The following is a 13,833-nucleotide window of genomic DNA, read 5'->3' on the forward strand; positions in this document are numbered from 1 at the left end:
TCTCGTGGGCTCGCAGATGTGTATCAGCGACAGGTGTGGGTGTGGGTGTCGGGGTCGGCGTGGGTGTGGGTGTTGGAGTGGGTGTGGGCTGGGCGGCCCGCACCTGGAAAGACCACTGCTGGATGGCAGTGTTGCCGCTAGTATCGGCAATTTGAACGGCAATCAAGGTCGGTCGATCGCTGGGCAGCGGCTCGGCTGGGGTATAGGCGAAGCCGGTGCGGCTGAGCTGGGCTTGGGCAGTGACATCTACATTGTTCACCAGCAGGGTAAAGCTATTGAGGTCGATCCCCTGGTCATCTTGAAAGCGGGCGGAGATGGCGGGGCGCGGGTTGTCGGTCACCGCTCCGTTGGGCGGGGCCAGGTCGCTGATGGTGGGGAAGGTGGTGTCGGTCACCTGCCCAATGCTGATGGTTTTGTCCGGCAATTGCACCAGGGTCACCAGCCCATTTCGCTCCAGACGGGCGAACACCGGCGCTTCCGAGGCCCGGTCTTGGCTGCGGAAGGTGTAGCTGCCCTCGTATTGGCCAGGGCGGGTTTCCTGCAACGGCAGGTTGTAGGCGATACCGGGGATGGAAAAAGACCCCTGCGCCCCCGGGGATCCCAGCAAATACACCGTCAGGGTGTCCCCCGGTTTGACGGATCCCAGCTCCTCGCGGGCCAAGAAAGTTCTCACTTCCGGCGCGGCGGGCAGCGTTTCCACCAGCGGCTCCACAGGGATATCCGGCGTAGCCAGGGGCTCAGGGGTGGGGGTAACCTGGGCGAGGAGCTCGGTGCGGATCCCTGGCCCGGGGATGGCAGCCCCCACCGGCGGGTCTAGGCTGGGCACCCGGCCCACCTTGGCCAGCGCTTGGTAGGTAAGAGCCGCCACTTCCCCCCGCGTGGCCACCGCCTGGGCATTCAAGCGGGTGGGATCAGGGTAGAGCACCAACAGCCCTTCTTGAACCGCTGTCGCGATGGGGGCGCGGGCAAAGTTGGGAACCAAATTGGCATCGCTGAACCCGGCCAGGATGGCATCAATTTGGCTTGGATCCCCGAGGAGCCTGCCGTTGGTGGCAGCGCGGGTCAGGACAGTAATGGCCTGGGCGCGGGTGAGGACATCGTTGGGACGGAACGTGCCGTCGGGAAAGCCGGAAACATACCCTGCTGCTGCCGCCGCGCCAATAGAGGGAGCTGCCCAACTGGGAATGGGATCGGCAAAGGAGCGTACGGGAACGTTGGTATCCAGCCCAAAAGCTTTGGTAACGATAACGGCAAACTGGGCGCGGGTAATCGACTCATTGGGGCGAAAGGTGCCGTCTGGGAAGCCGCCGATGATCTGCCGCTCGTTCAAGCCGGCGATGTACTGGGCGCCCCAGTAGGTGCCGATATCAGAAAGTTGCGCCCAAGCGGGATCCCCCATCCAAACCAAGCTGCTGCAGCCTACCACCAGAGCTGCCGTCTTCCAACCCTGCCAAAGGAAAAGGTTGCGCATTGTTCACACCTCACGATCTGCTAGGAGAGCCCCTGGGAAGTTTGTGAGTTCAAGAGGGGCCAGCTCGGACCTAGTTATCCAAGCCATAGCCCCAGACGAGGAAAGTTCTCAAAAAGTTCTCCTTGGCGGGCTGTTTTGTCGCCTGCTCAGGGTGCAGGATTGGGGTAGCGCTGGTGCACCGCTTCGATCTCCGCCAAGATCTCAGGCGACAGCTCCAGGCAACTGAGGTTTTCCTTGAGCTGGGCCAGGTTGGTGGCTCCGATGATGGTGCTGGTGACAAACCAGCGGCTGCGCACAAAGGCCAAAGCCAACTGGGCAGGGGTCAGGCCGTGCTGGCGGGCAATGCGTACGTAGGCGGCCACGGCCTCTTCCACATTGGGCTTGCGGTAGCGCTGGCCAAAGCCCTCAAACAGTGCCAAACGGGATCCCGGCGGCTTGGCGCCCCCCAGGTATTTGCCCGTCAGCAGCCCAAAGGCCAGGGGGCTGTAGGCCAGCAACCCCACCTGCTCGTGGTGGCAAACCTCCGCCAGGCCCATCTCAAACGTGCGGTTGAGGAGGCTATAGGCGTTTTGAATCGAGACCACCTTGGGCAGGCCCAACTGCTCGGCCAGGTGGCAGAACTCGCAGACTCCCCAGGGGGTTTCGTTGCTCAGGCCGATGTAGCGCACCAGGCCCTCCTGCACCAGTTCCGCCAAGCCCTGCAGTTGCTCGGCAATGGGAACCGTGGGCCGCTCCTGGCTGGGATCGTAGGCCACCCCCCCAAACAGGGGCACATAGCGATCCGGCCAGTGGATTTGGTAGAGGTCGATGTAGTCGGTCTTCAGGCGTTTGAGGCTGCCGGCCACCGCCTGTTTGAGGTTGTCGCGGCTAATCGAGAGAGACCCACCGCGGATCCAGTGCCAGGGCCGCCCGGGGCCGGTGATCTTGGTGGCGATGATGAGGCGCTCCCGCGGCTGGTGTTGTAGCCACTCGCCGATGTAGCGTTCTGTGGCTCCCTGGGTTTCCGCCCGCGCCGGCACCGGGTACATCTCGGCGGTGTCGATGAAGTTGATCCCGTGCTCCACCGCGTAATCGAGCTGTTCCCAAGCCTCGGCCAAGGTATTCTGCTGTCCAAAGGTCATGGTGCCCAGACAGATTTCCGAGACCTGCAAAGGGCTGTGGCCAAGCTGGCGGTAGCGCATGGAAACTCCCGATCTCCTAACCCGAGACAGCACACCTTAGCCCCATTGTGCCCAACACCTGCCAGCCTATGGGATCCCTGCCCCTACTCTTGCTGCAGCATAGGCATGTACTCGCGGTAGATCTGGTTTAGGATTTCCAGGCCAATGCGGGTGCGACTGTCGGGGGGACGGGCCTCGACGGCTGCCTTTACTTGCAAGATGGTGCCCACTGGGTAAGGAGAACGCAGCTCCTCCCGCTTGCCCAAAAACACATCCGTGAAGTAGTCGATCAGCCGCTTGACCTCTCCCATGTCCTTGCGGGAAATGTCCATATCCAAAACGGTGGTCAATTTGGCCCGCATCGCCTGGAAGCTTTGCTGACTGGCGTTGAGGGCCACCCGCTTGGCCAGGCTATCCACCACAATTTGGCCGATCTTCTCTACATTTTGAGTTACAATCTCGCAGTGGCGGGCAGCAAAGCGCAGTTGCACTTCATGCAAAAATTGTTCGCGCTCCAGGATTTGGATGCCCTGCTGCTCCAGATCCACTCCGTAGCTTTGCAACTGCTTGTACTGGTTTAAAACCCACTGGTTGTAGAACGAATCGGCCAAAACCCGCCAATAGCCGATGATTGTTGCCTCAGCAAAGGGGATGCTAAGCAAATAGGTCTCGCTGGTGATCCAGTGCAAATGCTCGGTCAGCTTGTCCCGCTCTTTCTCGTCCAAGTAGGAGGTGCGCGGCACCCAAACTGCTCCATACTCGCTTTTCACCTCTCCGGGTAGGGATCCGAAGATGGTGTCAAAAAACTGATGAATGCTGAAAAGAAGAAACTTTCCCGGATCCTGCAGGCGGTTGAGCAGCTCTTGTTTTTTCTCTTCTTGATATTGGGTTACCAACTGCTGCGCCTCGGCGGCCTGGCCGCGCGCCGCCTCCGCATCTTGCCGCAGCTTTTCGATCTCTTCTGCGCTCGGCACCTCGGTAGCAGCAGGTTCCCATTCTCCACTGAAATAGCCGCCCCCCGGCCCCGCGCCACCGATGCCCACCAAGGGAGCGTCGCTGTCGTTATCCAGGGTTAAGAGGCGAGAAAGAGCCTGCAAGCGAGCCCGCCGATCGCCAGAGCACAGGGATCCCACCTCCACCGGATCCCGACTTTCCCAACCGTCCAGTCCACCGATGCGGTAGAGCGTGTAAAAATACTTGCTGAGCAGAATTGCCAACAGATGCTTGTTTTTGACCTCGTTGTACTCCAGGTAGGCCCGCAGACACAGTTGGAAGGCGATGTTGGGCAGGCTGCGACACACCTCCTTGATCTGGGAGTACACCCTTTGCAGATGCGGTCGAAAGCGACGCGGGATCGCCTCGGGCCGCAGGCCGCGCAGCAGGAACTCCGGCTGGCGCAGATCTTGAGGAGTAAAGTAAAAGCTTTCTTGCCAGAGCAGCTCGTCCAGGTCGCGGGCAAAAATCGGCTTCAACTGATCGATGATCTGCACAACGACCGCTTCGTTAAAAACCGGTATGATTTCTTCAATACGCAGCTCCTCGTAAATAGAATGCAGCCGCTTGCTGCGAAAGTCCTCGATCGAGATCAGCCCCTTCATGGTTCCAATCCGACCGTCGCTCAGCAGGAACTTATAGACAACTTCGGCAGTGGCGCCTGGGGAGAGAACGGGAGTTCCGGTCAAGTCAGGGCAAATTTGCAGGGGGCGTAGCAAGCGGCTGGTTTCACCGATGCTGAAGCAACTCCAAGCTGCCGGGTTGAGCACCACCGACGATAGGCCGGCCAGCAATTGCTTCTCATCCAACTCCTCCAGCCGGATTTCTCCCCTGGGAGCTTGGCGGGGTGCCGTGGGTGAAGCCGCCTGCGAATCCCGAACGGACGGCGGAGATAAGGATAGAGGAGACGCGCTCATGCAGCAAAGGCCGTTTAACCTCAAAGTTCACTCTAGACCGGCAAAGGATGGATAAGATGTGATCCGTATCTCTGTGTCCAATGGAAGTCTCTAAAGCAAAATCTGCCCAAAAACCCCCCCGCTGTTATCTATTCCCACCAGTATCTTGAAACGGTCAGCTTTTGGGTAGCGTGCAACCACGGTTTTAGGGATCCACTAAGGGATACGCAACTTTAGCTCTGGTGGATGAGGTTGCTGAGGCTTTTCCCCTAACTGCCCTCCAAACCGGCTTTTCTGCCGCAACCCCTGGGCTAGGATAAAGGGTCCGCCTACCAGTACGGGCCAGAGTTGCATTTTAATTCGGGTTGATTCGGGATTGAGGTGCAGTGGTCATGACGGCCATTTTGATTGTGGACGACGATCCCACCATTCGGCTGGTGTTGAAGCGATCCCTGGAGCGACAGGGCTATACCGTGGAGATGGCTAGCAATGGCTCAGAGGGGCTGGAGCAAGCCCAGCTGCTGGTGCCGGGGCTGATCATCTGCGATTGGATGATGCCGGACATGGATGGGCTGGAGGTCTGCCGGCGCATCAAGGCGGATCCCAAGTTTTCCACGACGTTTTTTATTTTGCTCACTGCGCGCACAGAAGTCGAAGACCGTATTCAGGGCCTGGATGCCGGGGCAGACGAGTTCCTCAGCAAGCCCATCGACCCCAACGAGCTGCGGGCGCGCGTGCGGGCTGGGCTGCGCTTGCATCAGCTCAGCTACGACTTGCAACAGCAAACCGCCAGGTTGCGGGCAGAACTGGCCGAGGCGGCCAGCTATGTGCGTTCGCTTTTGCCCAAGCCGGCCTCTTTCCCCGATCACCGAATAGCCATCGAGTGGTGCTTTTTGCCTTCGCAGGAGTTGGGGGGGGATTCATTTAACTACCACTGGCTAGACGAGGATCATCTGGCCATCTACCTGCTAGATGTGTCGGGGCATGGGGTGGGATCCGCTCTACTGTCGGTATCGGTGATGAACCAGTTGCGCTCTCAGGGCTTACCCGACACCGACCCGCGACAGCCGGATGCGGTCTTGCGCGCCCTCAACCACTCTTTCCAGATGGGATCCCACCACGACATGTACTTCACCCTTTGGTATGGGGTCTATCAGCCGCGATCCCGTCTGCTCTCTTTTGCCAGTGCTGGCCATCCGCCTGCTCTGCTCATCCAGGCTCAGGAGTTGCGCCTGCTGAAGACCGCCAACGTGCCCATCGGGGTTTTGCCCGACCAGAATTTTCAAAGGGATCAAGTGCAGATCCCTGAGAACAGCCACCTCTACGTGTTCAGCGACGGAGTTTACGAAGTCATGAACCCGCAGAGAGAAATCTGGGGGCTAGACAATCTGATGGCTCTGCTGAGCAAGAGCGCCGACGGCAGCCTGGATCAGGTGATCCAGCACGCCCAATCTTTCCAGGGGCAAACAGATTTTGAAGATGATTTCTCCTTGCTTCGTGTCAGCTTTCGCTAAACCCCCACGCCGGAAAGCACCACCATCACCACCACCGCTGCAAAGATGATCAAAGCATAAAACTGCGCCTTGCCGTTCTCCAGGTATTTCATCACTTCGCCGCCGACCATTGCCACCAGGCCCGTCAAGTTGACCACCCCATCCACAATGCGGCTGTCCACCTCCAGCGCCTCCCGCGCCACAAAGCGGGTGCCCCGCACAAAGACCCGCTCGTAGAGGTCATCAATGTACCACTTGTTGAGGGAGAAGTAGTACAGGGGTTGCAGGCTTTGGGGGAAGGTGCCGGGATCGATGCGCTTCTGCCAGTAGATCAAGCCGGCCAAGGTGATGCCGATCAGCCCAATGCCCACCGAGCTGCCCGCCATGATCAGAAACTCCCGCCAGTCAAAGTGACCCGCCAGCACCCCTTGCCACTCGGCTGCCACCTGGGCCCAGAGGGAAACGGCCTCTGTAGCCGATTCGCCAGGCGCATGGATGAACGCCTCGAAGAAGTTGGCAAAGGGAGTGCCCACCAAGCCGATCAGCACCGAAGGAACCGCCAGCGCCACCAACGGCATCGTCATCGACAGGGGAGACTCATGCGGCTCGGCGGCGTGGCCATGCCCATCGTGCCCGTCTTCCACAGCTTCGGGATGGCTGCTGGGCTGGGGCCTTTCGTAAAGGTTCATGGCTCCGGGGCCGTAGGCCGCCTCTTTCCCGGCAAACGCATAGGCAAAAGCCGGCACCGGTCGGCCCTGGCTGACGGCCACCTCCTGCCGCAGCTTCAGGTTGGTGCCGCGAAACTCCCCTTCAAAAGTAAGAAAGTAGATGCGGAACATGTAGAAGGCGGTGATCCCCGCGGTGAGGAAGCCCACACCCCAGAGAGCTGGGTTGTGTTCAAACACCGCGGCCAAGATCTCGTCCTTGGACCAGAAGCCGGCAAAGGGCGGGATCCCACAGATGGCCAGCGTGCCAATCAAAAAAGTAATGGCCGTAACCGGCATGTATTTGCGCAGCCCTCCCATCAGGCGCATATCCTGAGCTAAGGCGGGGTCATGGCCAACCACGGCTTCCATGCCATGGATGACCGAGCCGGATCCCAAAAAGAGCAGCGCCTTAAAGTAAGCATGGGTTGTCAGGTGAAACAGGCCGGCCCCATAGGCACCGCACCCCATGGCCATGACCATATAGCCCAGTTGGGAGATGGTGGAGTAGGCCAAGCCCTTTTTGATGTCGTTTTGGGTGATGGCGATGCTGGCCCCCAAAAAAGCCGTACCTGCCCCTGTCCAGGCGATGAGATCCATGACTGCTGGGATCCCTTCCAGCAGCGGGAACATACGCGCCAACAGGAAGACCCCGGCAGCCACCATCGTGGCCGCGTGGATGAGGGCGGAAATGGGCGTGGGACCTTCCATGGCATCCGGCAGCCACACGTGCAGCGGGAACTGGGCCGACTTGGCCACTGGCCCCAAGAACACCAACACCGCAAACAGGGCAACCAAGCTGCTGCTCACCGCGCCGTTGGCCACCATCTGCTCCACATTGCGGGCCAGTTCCTCAAACCCAAAAGTGCCGGAAATCCAGTAGAAGCCCAAAATGCCCAGCAACAGGCCAAAGTCCCCCACACGGTTGACCACAAACGCCTTCTGGGCTGCTTCCGCCGCCGCCTGCCGCTCGTACCAAAAGCCGATCAGCAGGTAGGAGCACATCCCCACCAGCTCCCAGAAGATGTAGATCTGCACCAGGTTGGGGCTGACCACCAGGCCCAGCATCGAGGAGGTGAACAGGCTCAGGTAGGCGTAGAAACGCACATAGCCGGGGTCGTGGGCCATGTAGCCATCGGAGTAGATCTGCACCAGAAAGGCCACCGTGGTTACCACCACCAGCATCATGGCGCTCAGGTGATCCACCACAAACCCCATGTCCACCAAGAAAGATCCCGCCTGAGCCCAGGTGATGGTTTTGAGAACGGTCTCATGGCCCTGCGCTTGGCTGACCAAAAGGGCAAAGGCGTGAACCATCGCCGTTCCCGTCGCGAACACGCTCAAGAAGGCGGCCAGAGAGCGGTTGGATCTTGTCCAGGCATTGAACACCAAAATGCCCAAGCCGAGTAAAAAAGCCGCCACCAACGGATAAACAGGGATCAACCAGGCGTATGCGTAGATGAATTCCATGGGAAATGGTGCTGAATGCGTCCTCTTGCGGTAGTCAACCCTCCCTGCTGGCCGGTGAAAATCTATCTCCAGGGATCAGGGGTCTGGGCCGGCAGGTGCTCTGGGGCTTCTGACATTGTAAATCTTTGCAACACGATCAGCGCCCCCCTTGTGGCTGCCCAATCCATGAGAGCAGAGATTTTTCTTTCTGAGCAACCGGGATCCCCGCAGGACAATCGGGAGATATTCTAAAGACTCTCCCCGAGCCTCGATCCGCAAGGCCTACGGCCCGCTGACGCGATCAGCCGAGGCCGTCGCCGCGAAGATGACAGGGATCGCTTGCAAGCGCTACAACAAAAGCCTAGGGGCCGTAAACGATCTGGAGAAAACCCATGAGCCTGAACTTGGTGACCTTGGTGGGGCGAGCCGGCATGGATCCGGAGGTGCGCTACTTCGAGTCGGGCAAGGTGGTGTGTACCTTTAGCTTGGCGGTCAACCGCTTCCGCAAAGGCGAAGACAAGCCCGATTGGTTCAACTTGGAGCTGTGGGGGCGCACGGCTGAGGTGGCCGGAGAATACGTGCGCAAGGGCAGCCTCATCGGGGTAACGGGCAGCCTCAAGTTCGATCGCTGGAAAGACAAATCCACGGGTGAGGAGCGCCAGCGGCCTGTCATCGCTGTAGATCGTCTCGAGTTGCTGGGATCCCGTCAAGATCGCGAGCCTGACCTGGCTGCAGAGGAGCGGTTCTAAATCTGCCCCAGCCGACGTTGGCACTCCCGCACCACCTCGGCCAAATCCTGACTACACCAGGGGTAGCTCAAGAGTGGTCGTCGGACTACCCACAGCGGGATCCCCAGGGTTTTGGCCACGGCCTGTTTAACGACCAGCCCACCCGCTTCTCCCGAGTCCTTGCTGATGACTCCCTGAAGATCTAGCCTCTGCCAAAGCCGCAGCTCCTGCTCAAAGCTGAGGGGCAGGCGCATCCCAATCACCCGCTCAGCAGGGATCCCGGCTTGCACCGCTTGGGGAACCGACTGCGGCAGTACCCGCGCGTACAACTGGCAGCGATCCTGCCAGGGTACAAACAAGGGCAACGCCTTCACCCCCACCGTCAAGAGCAGCCGCCGCCCCGCCAGCACGGCCTCGGTGAGCACCCCCTGCCAGTCCGGCACCACCTGCACCCAGGGATCCAACGCCACCGGGGGGCGCTCGTAGCGCAGGTAGGGGATCCCCAGTTGGGCCGACACCTGCATAGCCAATTGTGAGATCTCCTGGGCAAAGGGATGGGAGGCATCCACTACCACGCGGATCTGGCGCTCCTGCAGGAACTGTTCCAAAGAGGGCAGCGAAAATCGCGTCACCACCACCTGGCCGGGCAGATCCCGATACAGGCTTCTGCCGCCCTCGCTGGTGACGCTGGCTATCCAAGGGATCCCCTGGCGGCTGAGGGCCTTGGCCAAGCTGCGGCTCTCGCTGGTGCCCCCGATCAAGGTCACTTTCGCCAGATCACCGACTGAGCTCATGGTGTGTTGCCAAACTTTGGCACCCGTAGATACGATCAAGATCAACGGCTGGAGGCAGTTGCTCATGATCGAGATGCATGTGGCTGGGATCGCGGTCGATGCCGTTAACCAGAACCCCATCGTCATCCTGCGCGATAGCAGTGAGCGGCGTGCCCTGCCCATTTGGGTGGGGAAAGCAGAAGCCAATGCCATTTTGCAGGCGCTGGACGACCAAAAGCCACTGCGCCCTATGACCCATGATCTAATCCTCAACTCCTGGAAGACGTGGGGGATCAGGCTGGAGCGAGTTATCATTCACGCCCTGCTGGACAACACCTTCTACGCGGTGCTTGTCACCTTCTGCGGCGATAAAAAGCAAGAGATCGACTGCCGCCCCAGCGATGCCATTGCCCTTGCCCTGCGAGCCCACGTTCCCATCTGGACGGTGGAAGAGGTGATCGCGGAAGCCTCGATCCCGATGAACCAGGATGCCGACGAAGCGGAGCGGGAAGCCTTTCGCAAGTTTGTGGAAAACGTGACGCCCAAAGACTTTATTCGCAGCCGCCCCTTCACCGACCACCCCACGGAAGCAGACAGTTGAAGTTGCTGCCCTGCTGAGCTATCCGCTGCTAGAGGATCCGAGTGATTGACCAGTCTCTGCCCCCTGTGGCCGTCTAAGGCTCTGCTCATTTTCTCGATAAGGTGTCCCATCCTGAGTTAATCAGGAGGCGGGGATCGCGCCCGGCTGCCGGAGGGTGAGCCCCTCAGTACCTACCCTGAGCTCCCGGTCTTGCCGGCATTTCAGCCTACAATCAAGCTAGAGTAGCCCTCTCAGCTTAACCAAGCTATGATGCAAACCCTAGATCGGCCCAGCGCCCCCCCTCAGCAGCCCTACCCAGAACCGGTCTATCCTCGTCGCCCCACCCGCACCGTGGCCGTAGCCGACGTGTTGATCGGCAGCCAGCACCCGGTGGTGGTGCAGTCGATGATTAACGAAGACACCCTCGACATCGAGGCGGCGGTGGCGGCCATCCGTCGTCTGCACGAGGCGGGCTCGGAAATTGTGCGCGTCACCGTTCCCAGCATGGCCCACGCCAAGGCGATGGAGGCGATTCGGGACAAGCTGATCCAAACCTACAGGCCGGTGCCCCTGGTGGCCGATGTGCACCACAACGGCATCAAGATCGCCCTGGAAGTGGCCCAATACGTGGATAAGGTGCGCATTAACCCAGGGTTGTTTGTCTTTGAAAAACCCCAGCCCGGTCGTACCGAATATACCCAAGCGGAATTTGAGGCAATCCGCAACAAAATCCGGGAAACCTTCACCCCCCTTGTCCAGACCCTCAAAGCCCAGAACAAAGCCCTGCGCATTGGGGTCAACCACGGATCCCTGGCAGAGCGGATGCTCTTCACCTACGGGGATACGCCTGAGGGCATGGTGGAGTCGGCCCTGGAATTTGCCCAAATTTGCGCCGAGCAGGATTTCCACAATGTGGTTCTCTCCTTCAAGGCTTCCCGTCCTCAGGTGATGTTGGCGGCCTACCGGCTGGCGGCCCGCCGCTTCGATGCCTTGGGCCTGAATTATCCCTTTCACTTGGGCGTAACCGAGGCCGGCGATGGAGAATATGGCCGCATCAAGTCGGCCGTCGGGATCGGGACGCTGCTGGCCGAAGGGATCGGCGACACCATTCGGGTGTCTCTCACGGAAGCGCCGGAAAAGGAGATCCCGGTGGCCTACGGCATCTTGCAGGCCCTCAACCTGCGCAAGACCATGGTGGAATATGTGGCCTGTCCTTCCTGTGGCCGTACCCTCTTCAACTTGGAGGAAGTGCTGCAGAAGGTGCGCGCCGCAACTCAGCACCTGGTGGGCCTCGACATTGCCGTCATGGGCTGCATCGTCAATGGGCCAGGAGAAATGGCCGACGCCGATTACGGCTATGTGGGTAAGACGCCAGGGGTGATCTCCCTCTACCGCGGCAAAGAAGAAGTGAAAAAGGTGCCGGAATCCGAGGGCGTCCAAGCGCTGATCGATCTGATCAAAGCCGATGGCCGTTGGGTGGATCCGCCTTCTTCCCCCGGGACCCCAGCCTGAGTTGAAATCACTACGTCCAGAGCAACTGTAGATTTCAACGGCCATTTATAGTCGTTAGATTAAGACACTTTGCCGCCGGCCCGCCCAAGCGCTCCGCGCCGCTAGCGCGACCACCCCCGGCCCCTCTCCCTCAGGGAAAGGAGAGTGAGAGCGTTGCGTAGCCATAACGACGTAGCGAGCCGTTTCATTGCTATTTGATTTGAAATGACTATAGAAACCGGCTAGCGGCGTCGGCTACGCAGGGCTTTGGCGCGGTTGTTGACCTGCCTCACAAACAGAGGCAGCAGGTGCTCCTGGATGTAGGCAAAGGCCGCTTGTAGACCTTCTTTTTCGTAAAGCAGGCCGATTTCTGCCTCCACCTGTGTGGGATCCCTGAGGGCCGACAAAAATTGATTGGAGGTCAGCCAGGTGAACAGTTCTGCCCGATTCAAATCACAACGGGGAGGGGAAGGCACCTGCCAGTCCTGAGGTGGGCCCAGCAGCCACTGCCGGGCAAACAAGCCTAACACGGCATCCCCCAACCAGGCCTTGTCTCGACGGGATCCCTCGTCCAACTGGGCCACTTGCTGTCTGAGGGTCTGGCCGGTCGGGGAGAAGTGGGATCCTGTCGGCATGGAGATAGAAAGCGAGCAAGGACTGGCAGCGAAGCGCCTCTGCCTCATTCTAAGATAGGGTCTGGCCCCCGGCAGACAGATTGTGGCATTGTGAGGATCCCTGAGCATGTTGTTGGAGCTCACCCCAGAAGAATGCGAATTGGTGATTCCGGTGGTGCCCACCCGCCTTCAGTATGCAGCTTACTGGAGCGATGCCCTCAAGAGCACGGGCCGCATCATCACGGCCATCCTGGTGGGTGTGGCGCTGCTGGTGCTTTCTCGTGCCTTTGGCGAGGGATCCTTTCTGGGGGCGCTCTCCTTTTTGGCCGGGTTTCTCGCGTTGCTCTATCCCTTCCTGTGGGGGCCCCTGTACACCATCTCCCGGCGCCAGATAGCCTTTCGCGAGATTCCCTATGGGGGATTGTTTTTTGGGCAGGTGTTGCGCACCCGCCGCTTCGAGGTGGTGGTGGAAGAACGGGAAAAGCTGGACGAAGAGGGTGAGCTCTATATCGAAGAGGTGCGAGAGCGCCAGTTTGAGATGGAGATCGGCGATGAGACCGGAGTCGTCTATCGTGTCCGCGCCAAGGACGATCCCCGCTACCGGCGAATTGTTAAAAAGCAATCGGTGCTGGCGTTGGTGAAAGCCTACTCGCGGGATTTGCAGCGCCGCCCCACCTTGAGCGAGGTCTACGTGGTCAAGCTGGGGGAATGGGTGGGAGATGTCTCTTACCTGGATCGGGAGGCTTTTTTGGAGATGGCAGACGAGTTGTTGGAGCTGCAAGCCCAAGGACGAGCCTGAGCTGCTGGATCCCTGATTTTTTGCTTATCTTGGGTGCGCCGGGTAATTTACTCTAAACTGAGAGCTAAGAGCAAAAAACGACTGCCATGGCCGATCCCCTCACCCCAGAAGTCAGCGAGCGCATCTGCAAGCATATGAACGAAGATCACGCCGATGCAGTGGCGCTCTACGCCAGGGTCTTTGGCCGCCTGGAAGGCGTCACCCAAGCCCGTATGCAGGCCATCGATCCAGAAGGGATGGACTTGCAGGTGCAGGTGGATGGGATGGCACAAACGCTGCGGATTGGCTTCGACCACCCCCTGCGGGACTCCGAGGACGCCCATCACACCCTAATTGCCATGTTGAAGCAGGCCCGCGCTCAGCTTAAACAAGCGGCAGAGTGACCCCCAGACGGTGAGGCTTAGCTGGCCTGTTGCAGGAGCGGATCCAACTGACCGCGGGCCTCGAGCGCGTAAAGATCGTCGCAGCCGCCAATGTGCTGGTTGTTGATGAAAATTTGCGGCACCGAACGGCGACCATTGGCCCGCTTGGCCATTTCCGCCCGCGCCACCTCGTCTCCATCAATCGCGTATTCGATGTATTGCACGCCTTTGCGCTCCAGCAGTTGCTTGGCCCGGATGCAGAAAGGACAAAAACGCCAGGTGTAAATCTCGACGGCCATAGGAAAACAACAAACACTTTT

13 protein-coding genes are annotated in these 13,833 nt (G+C 59.6%); 6 read left to right on the forward strand and 7 right to left on the reverse strand.

The features are described 5' to 3' along the window. The 3 genes from NW853_RS10405 to NW853_RS10415 form a co-directional block, all read right to left on the reverse strand. A partial coding sequence (locus NW853_RS10405; RefSeq protein WP_414348979.1) for an S-layer homology domain-containing protein occupies positions 1-1,471 on the reverse strand: 1,471 nt, incomplete at its 3' end. Positions 1,472-1,617: 146 nt separating this feature from the next. After that, positions 1,618-2,652: an NADP(H)-dependent aldo-keto reductase gene (locus NW853_RS10410; RefSeq protein WP_414332807.1), complete on the reverse strand. Its 1,035-nt coding sequence runs from the start codon at positions 2,650-2,652 to the stop codon at positions 1,618-1,620. Between the two features lie 83 nt (positions 2,653-2,735). Continuing rightward, positions 2,736-4,541, reverse strand: a complete 1,806-nt coding sequence (locus tag NW853_RS10415; protein WP_414348980.1) for a hypothetical protein — start codon at positions 4,539-4,541, stop codon at positions 2,736-2,738. Between the two features lie 371 nt (positions 4,542-4,912). On the opposite strand from NW853_RS10415, the gene NW853_RS10420 reads away from it, so the two are divergent. Continuing rightward, a complete protein-coding gene (locus NW853_RS10420) occupies positions 4,913-6,034 on the forward strand; it encodes a PP2C family protein-serine/threonine phosphatase (RefSeq protein WP_414348981.1) in 1,122 nt (373 codons plus the stop codon). On the opposite strand, the gene NW853_RS10425 is transcribed toward NW853_RS10420, so the two are convergent. Further along, on the reverse strand, positions 6,031-8,187 hold the full coding sequence (locus NW853_RS10425; protein WP_414348982.1) for an NAD(P)H-quinone oxidoreductase subunit 5: 2,157 nt from the start codon (positions 8,185-8,187) through the stop codon (positions 6,031-6,033). The genes NW853_RS10420 and NW853_RS10425 overlap by 4 nt on opposite strands. Positions 8,188-8,558: 371 nt before the next feature. On the opposite strand from NW853_RS10425, the gene NW853_RS10430 reads away from it, so the two are divergent. Further along, positions 8,559-8,915: a single-stranded DNA-binding protein gene (locus NW853_RS10430; protein ID WP_414332812.1), complete on the forward strand. Its 357-nt coding sequence runs from the start codon at positions 8,559-8,561 to the stop codon at positions 8,913-8,915. Here NW853_RS10430 and NW853_RS10435 read toward each other — a convergent pair. Beyond that, positions 8,912-9,688 (reverse strand): cobalt-precorrin-6A reductase, encoded by a 777-nt coding sequence (locus NW853_RS10435; protein ID WP_414332814.1) that lies wholly within the window; start codon positions 9,686-9,688, stop codon positions 8,912-8,914. The genes NW853_RS10430 and NW853_RS10435 overlap by 4 nt on opposite strands. A gap of 64 nt (positions 9,689-9,752) precedes the next feature. Between NW853_RS10435 and NW853_RS10440 the strand changes: the two genes are divergently transcribed. Beyond that, positions 9,753-10,268, forward strand: coding sequence for a bifunctional nuclease family protein (locus NW853_RS10440; RefSeq protein WP_414332815.1), 516 nt, complete (start codon positions 9,753-9,755; stop codon positions 10,266-10,268). Between the two features lie 249 nt (positions 10,269-10,517). Beyond that, positions 10,518-11,759, forward strand: a complete 1,242-nt coding sequence (gene ispG / locus NW853_RS10445) for a (E)-4-hydroxy-3-methylbut-2-enyl-diphosphate synthase (RefSeq protein ID WP_414332881.1) — start codon at positions 10,518-10,520, stop codon at positions 11,757-11,759. Between the two features lie 221 nt (positions 11,760-11,980). Here ispG and NW853_RS10450 read toward each other — a convergent pair whose 3' ends face one another. After that, a complete protein-coding gene (locus NW853_RS10450) occupies positions 11,981-12,373 on the reverse strand; it encodes a hypothetical protein (RefSeq protein ID WP_414332816.1) in 393 nt (130 codons plus the stop codon). Between the two features lie 106 nt (positions 12,374-12,479). Here NW853_RS10450 and NW853_RS10455 point away from each other — a divergent pair, with 106 nt between their 5' ends. Together NW853_RS10455 and NW853_RS10460 are read left to right on the forward strand one after the other, a co-directional pair. Further along, positions 12,480-13,151 carry a hypothetical protein gene (locus NW853_RS10455; RefSeq protein ID WP_414332817.1) on the forward strand — a complete coding sequence of 224 codons (672 nt, stop codon included), beginning with the start codon at positions 12,480-12,482 and terminating at the stop codon, positions 13,149-13,151. An 86-nt stretch (positions 13,152-13,237) separates the two neighbouring features. Beyond that, positions 13,238-13,534, forward strand: coding sequence for a DUF2470 domain-containing protein (locus NW853_RS10460; RefSeq protein ID WP_414332819.1), 297 nt, complete (start codon positions 13,238-13,240; stop codon positions 13,532-13,534). Between the two features lie 17 nt (positions 13,535-13,551). Here the strand turns inward: NW853_RS10460 and grxC are convergent, their stop codons facing one another. Beyond that, positions 13,552-13,812: a glutaredoxin 3 gene (gene grxC, locus NW853_RS10465; protein ID WP_414332820.1), complete on the reverse strand. Its 261-nt coding sequence runs from the start codon at positions 13,810-13,812 to the stop codon at positions 13,552-13,554. Between the last annotated feature and the right edge of the window lie 21 nt (positions 13,813-13,833).

The organism is Synechococcus sp. H55.11 (assembly GCF_047462475.1).
GTDB lineage: Bacteria > Cyanobacteriota > Cyanobacteriia > Thermostichales > Thermostichaceae > Thermostichus.

What these genes read in the sequence shown, in the direction of transcription:
- NW853_RS10410 (WP_414332807.1), bottom strand. Translation starts at nt 2,652, where the DNA reads ATGCGCTACCGCCAGCTTGGCCACAGCCCTTTGCAGGTCTCGGAAATC.
- NW853_RS10415 (WP_414348980.1), bottom strand. Translation starts at nt 4,541, where the DNA reads ATGAGCGCGTCTCCTCTATCCTTATCTCCGCCGTCCGTTCGGGATTCG.
- NW853_RS10420 (WP_414348981.1), top strand. Translation starts at nt 4,913, where the DNA reads ATGACGGCCATTTTGATTGTGGACGACGATCCCACCATTCGGCTGGTG.
- NW853_RS10425 (WP_414348982.1), bottom strand. Translation starts at nt 8,187, where the DNA reads ATGGAATTCATCTACGCATACGCCTGGTTGATCCCTGTTTATCCGTTG.
- NW853_RS10430 (WP_414332812.1), top strand. Translation starts at nt 8,559, where the DNA reads ATGAGCCTGAACTTGGTGACCTTGGTGGGGCGAGCCGGCATGGATCCG.
- NW853_RS10435 (WP_414332814.1), bottom strand. Translation starts at nt 9,688, where the DNA reads ATGAGCTCAGTCGGTGATCTGGCGAAAGTGACCTTGATCGGGGGCACC.
- NW853_RS10440 (WP_414332815.1), top strand. Translation starts at nt 9,753, where the DNA reads ATGATCGAGATGCATGTGGCTGGGATCGCGGTCGATGCCGTTAACCAG.
- ispG (WP_414332881.1), top strand. Translation starts at nt 10,518, where the DNA reads ATGCAAACCCTAGATCGGCCCAGCGCCCCCCCTCAGCAGCCCTACCCA.
- NW853_RS10450 (WP_414332816.1), bottom strand. Translation starts at nt 12,373, where the DNA reads ATGCCGACAGGATCCCACTTCTCCCCGACCGGCCAGACCCTCAGACAG.
- NW853_RS10455 (WP_414332817.1), top strand. Translation starts at nt 12,480, where the DNA reads ATGTTGTTGGAGCTCACCCCAGAAGAATGCGAATTGGTGATTCCGGTG.
- NW853_RS10460 (WP_414332819.1), top strand. Translation starts at nt 13,238, where the DNA reads ATGGCCGATCCCCTCACCCCAGAAGTCAGCGAGCGCATCTGCAAGCAT.
- grxC (WP_414332820.1), bottom strand. Translation starts at nt 13,812, where the DNA reads ATGGCCGTCGAGATTTACACCTGGCGTTTTTGTCCTTTCTGCATCCGG.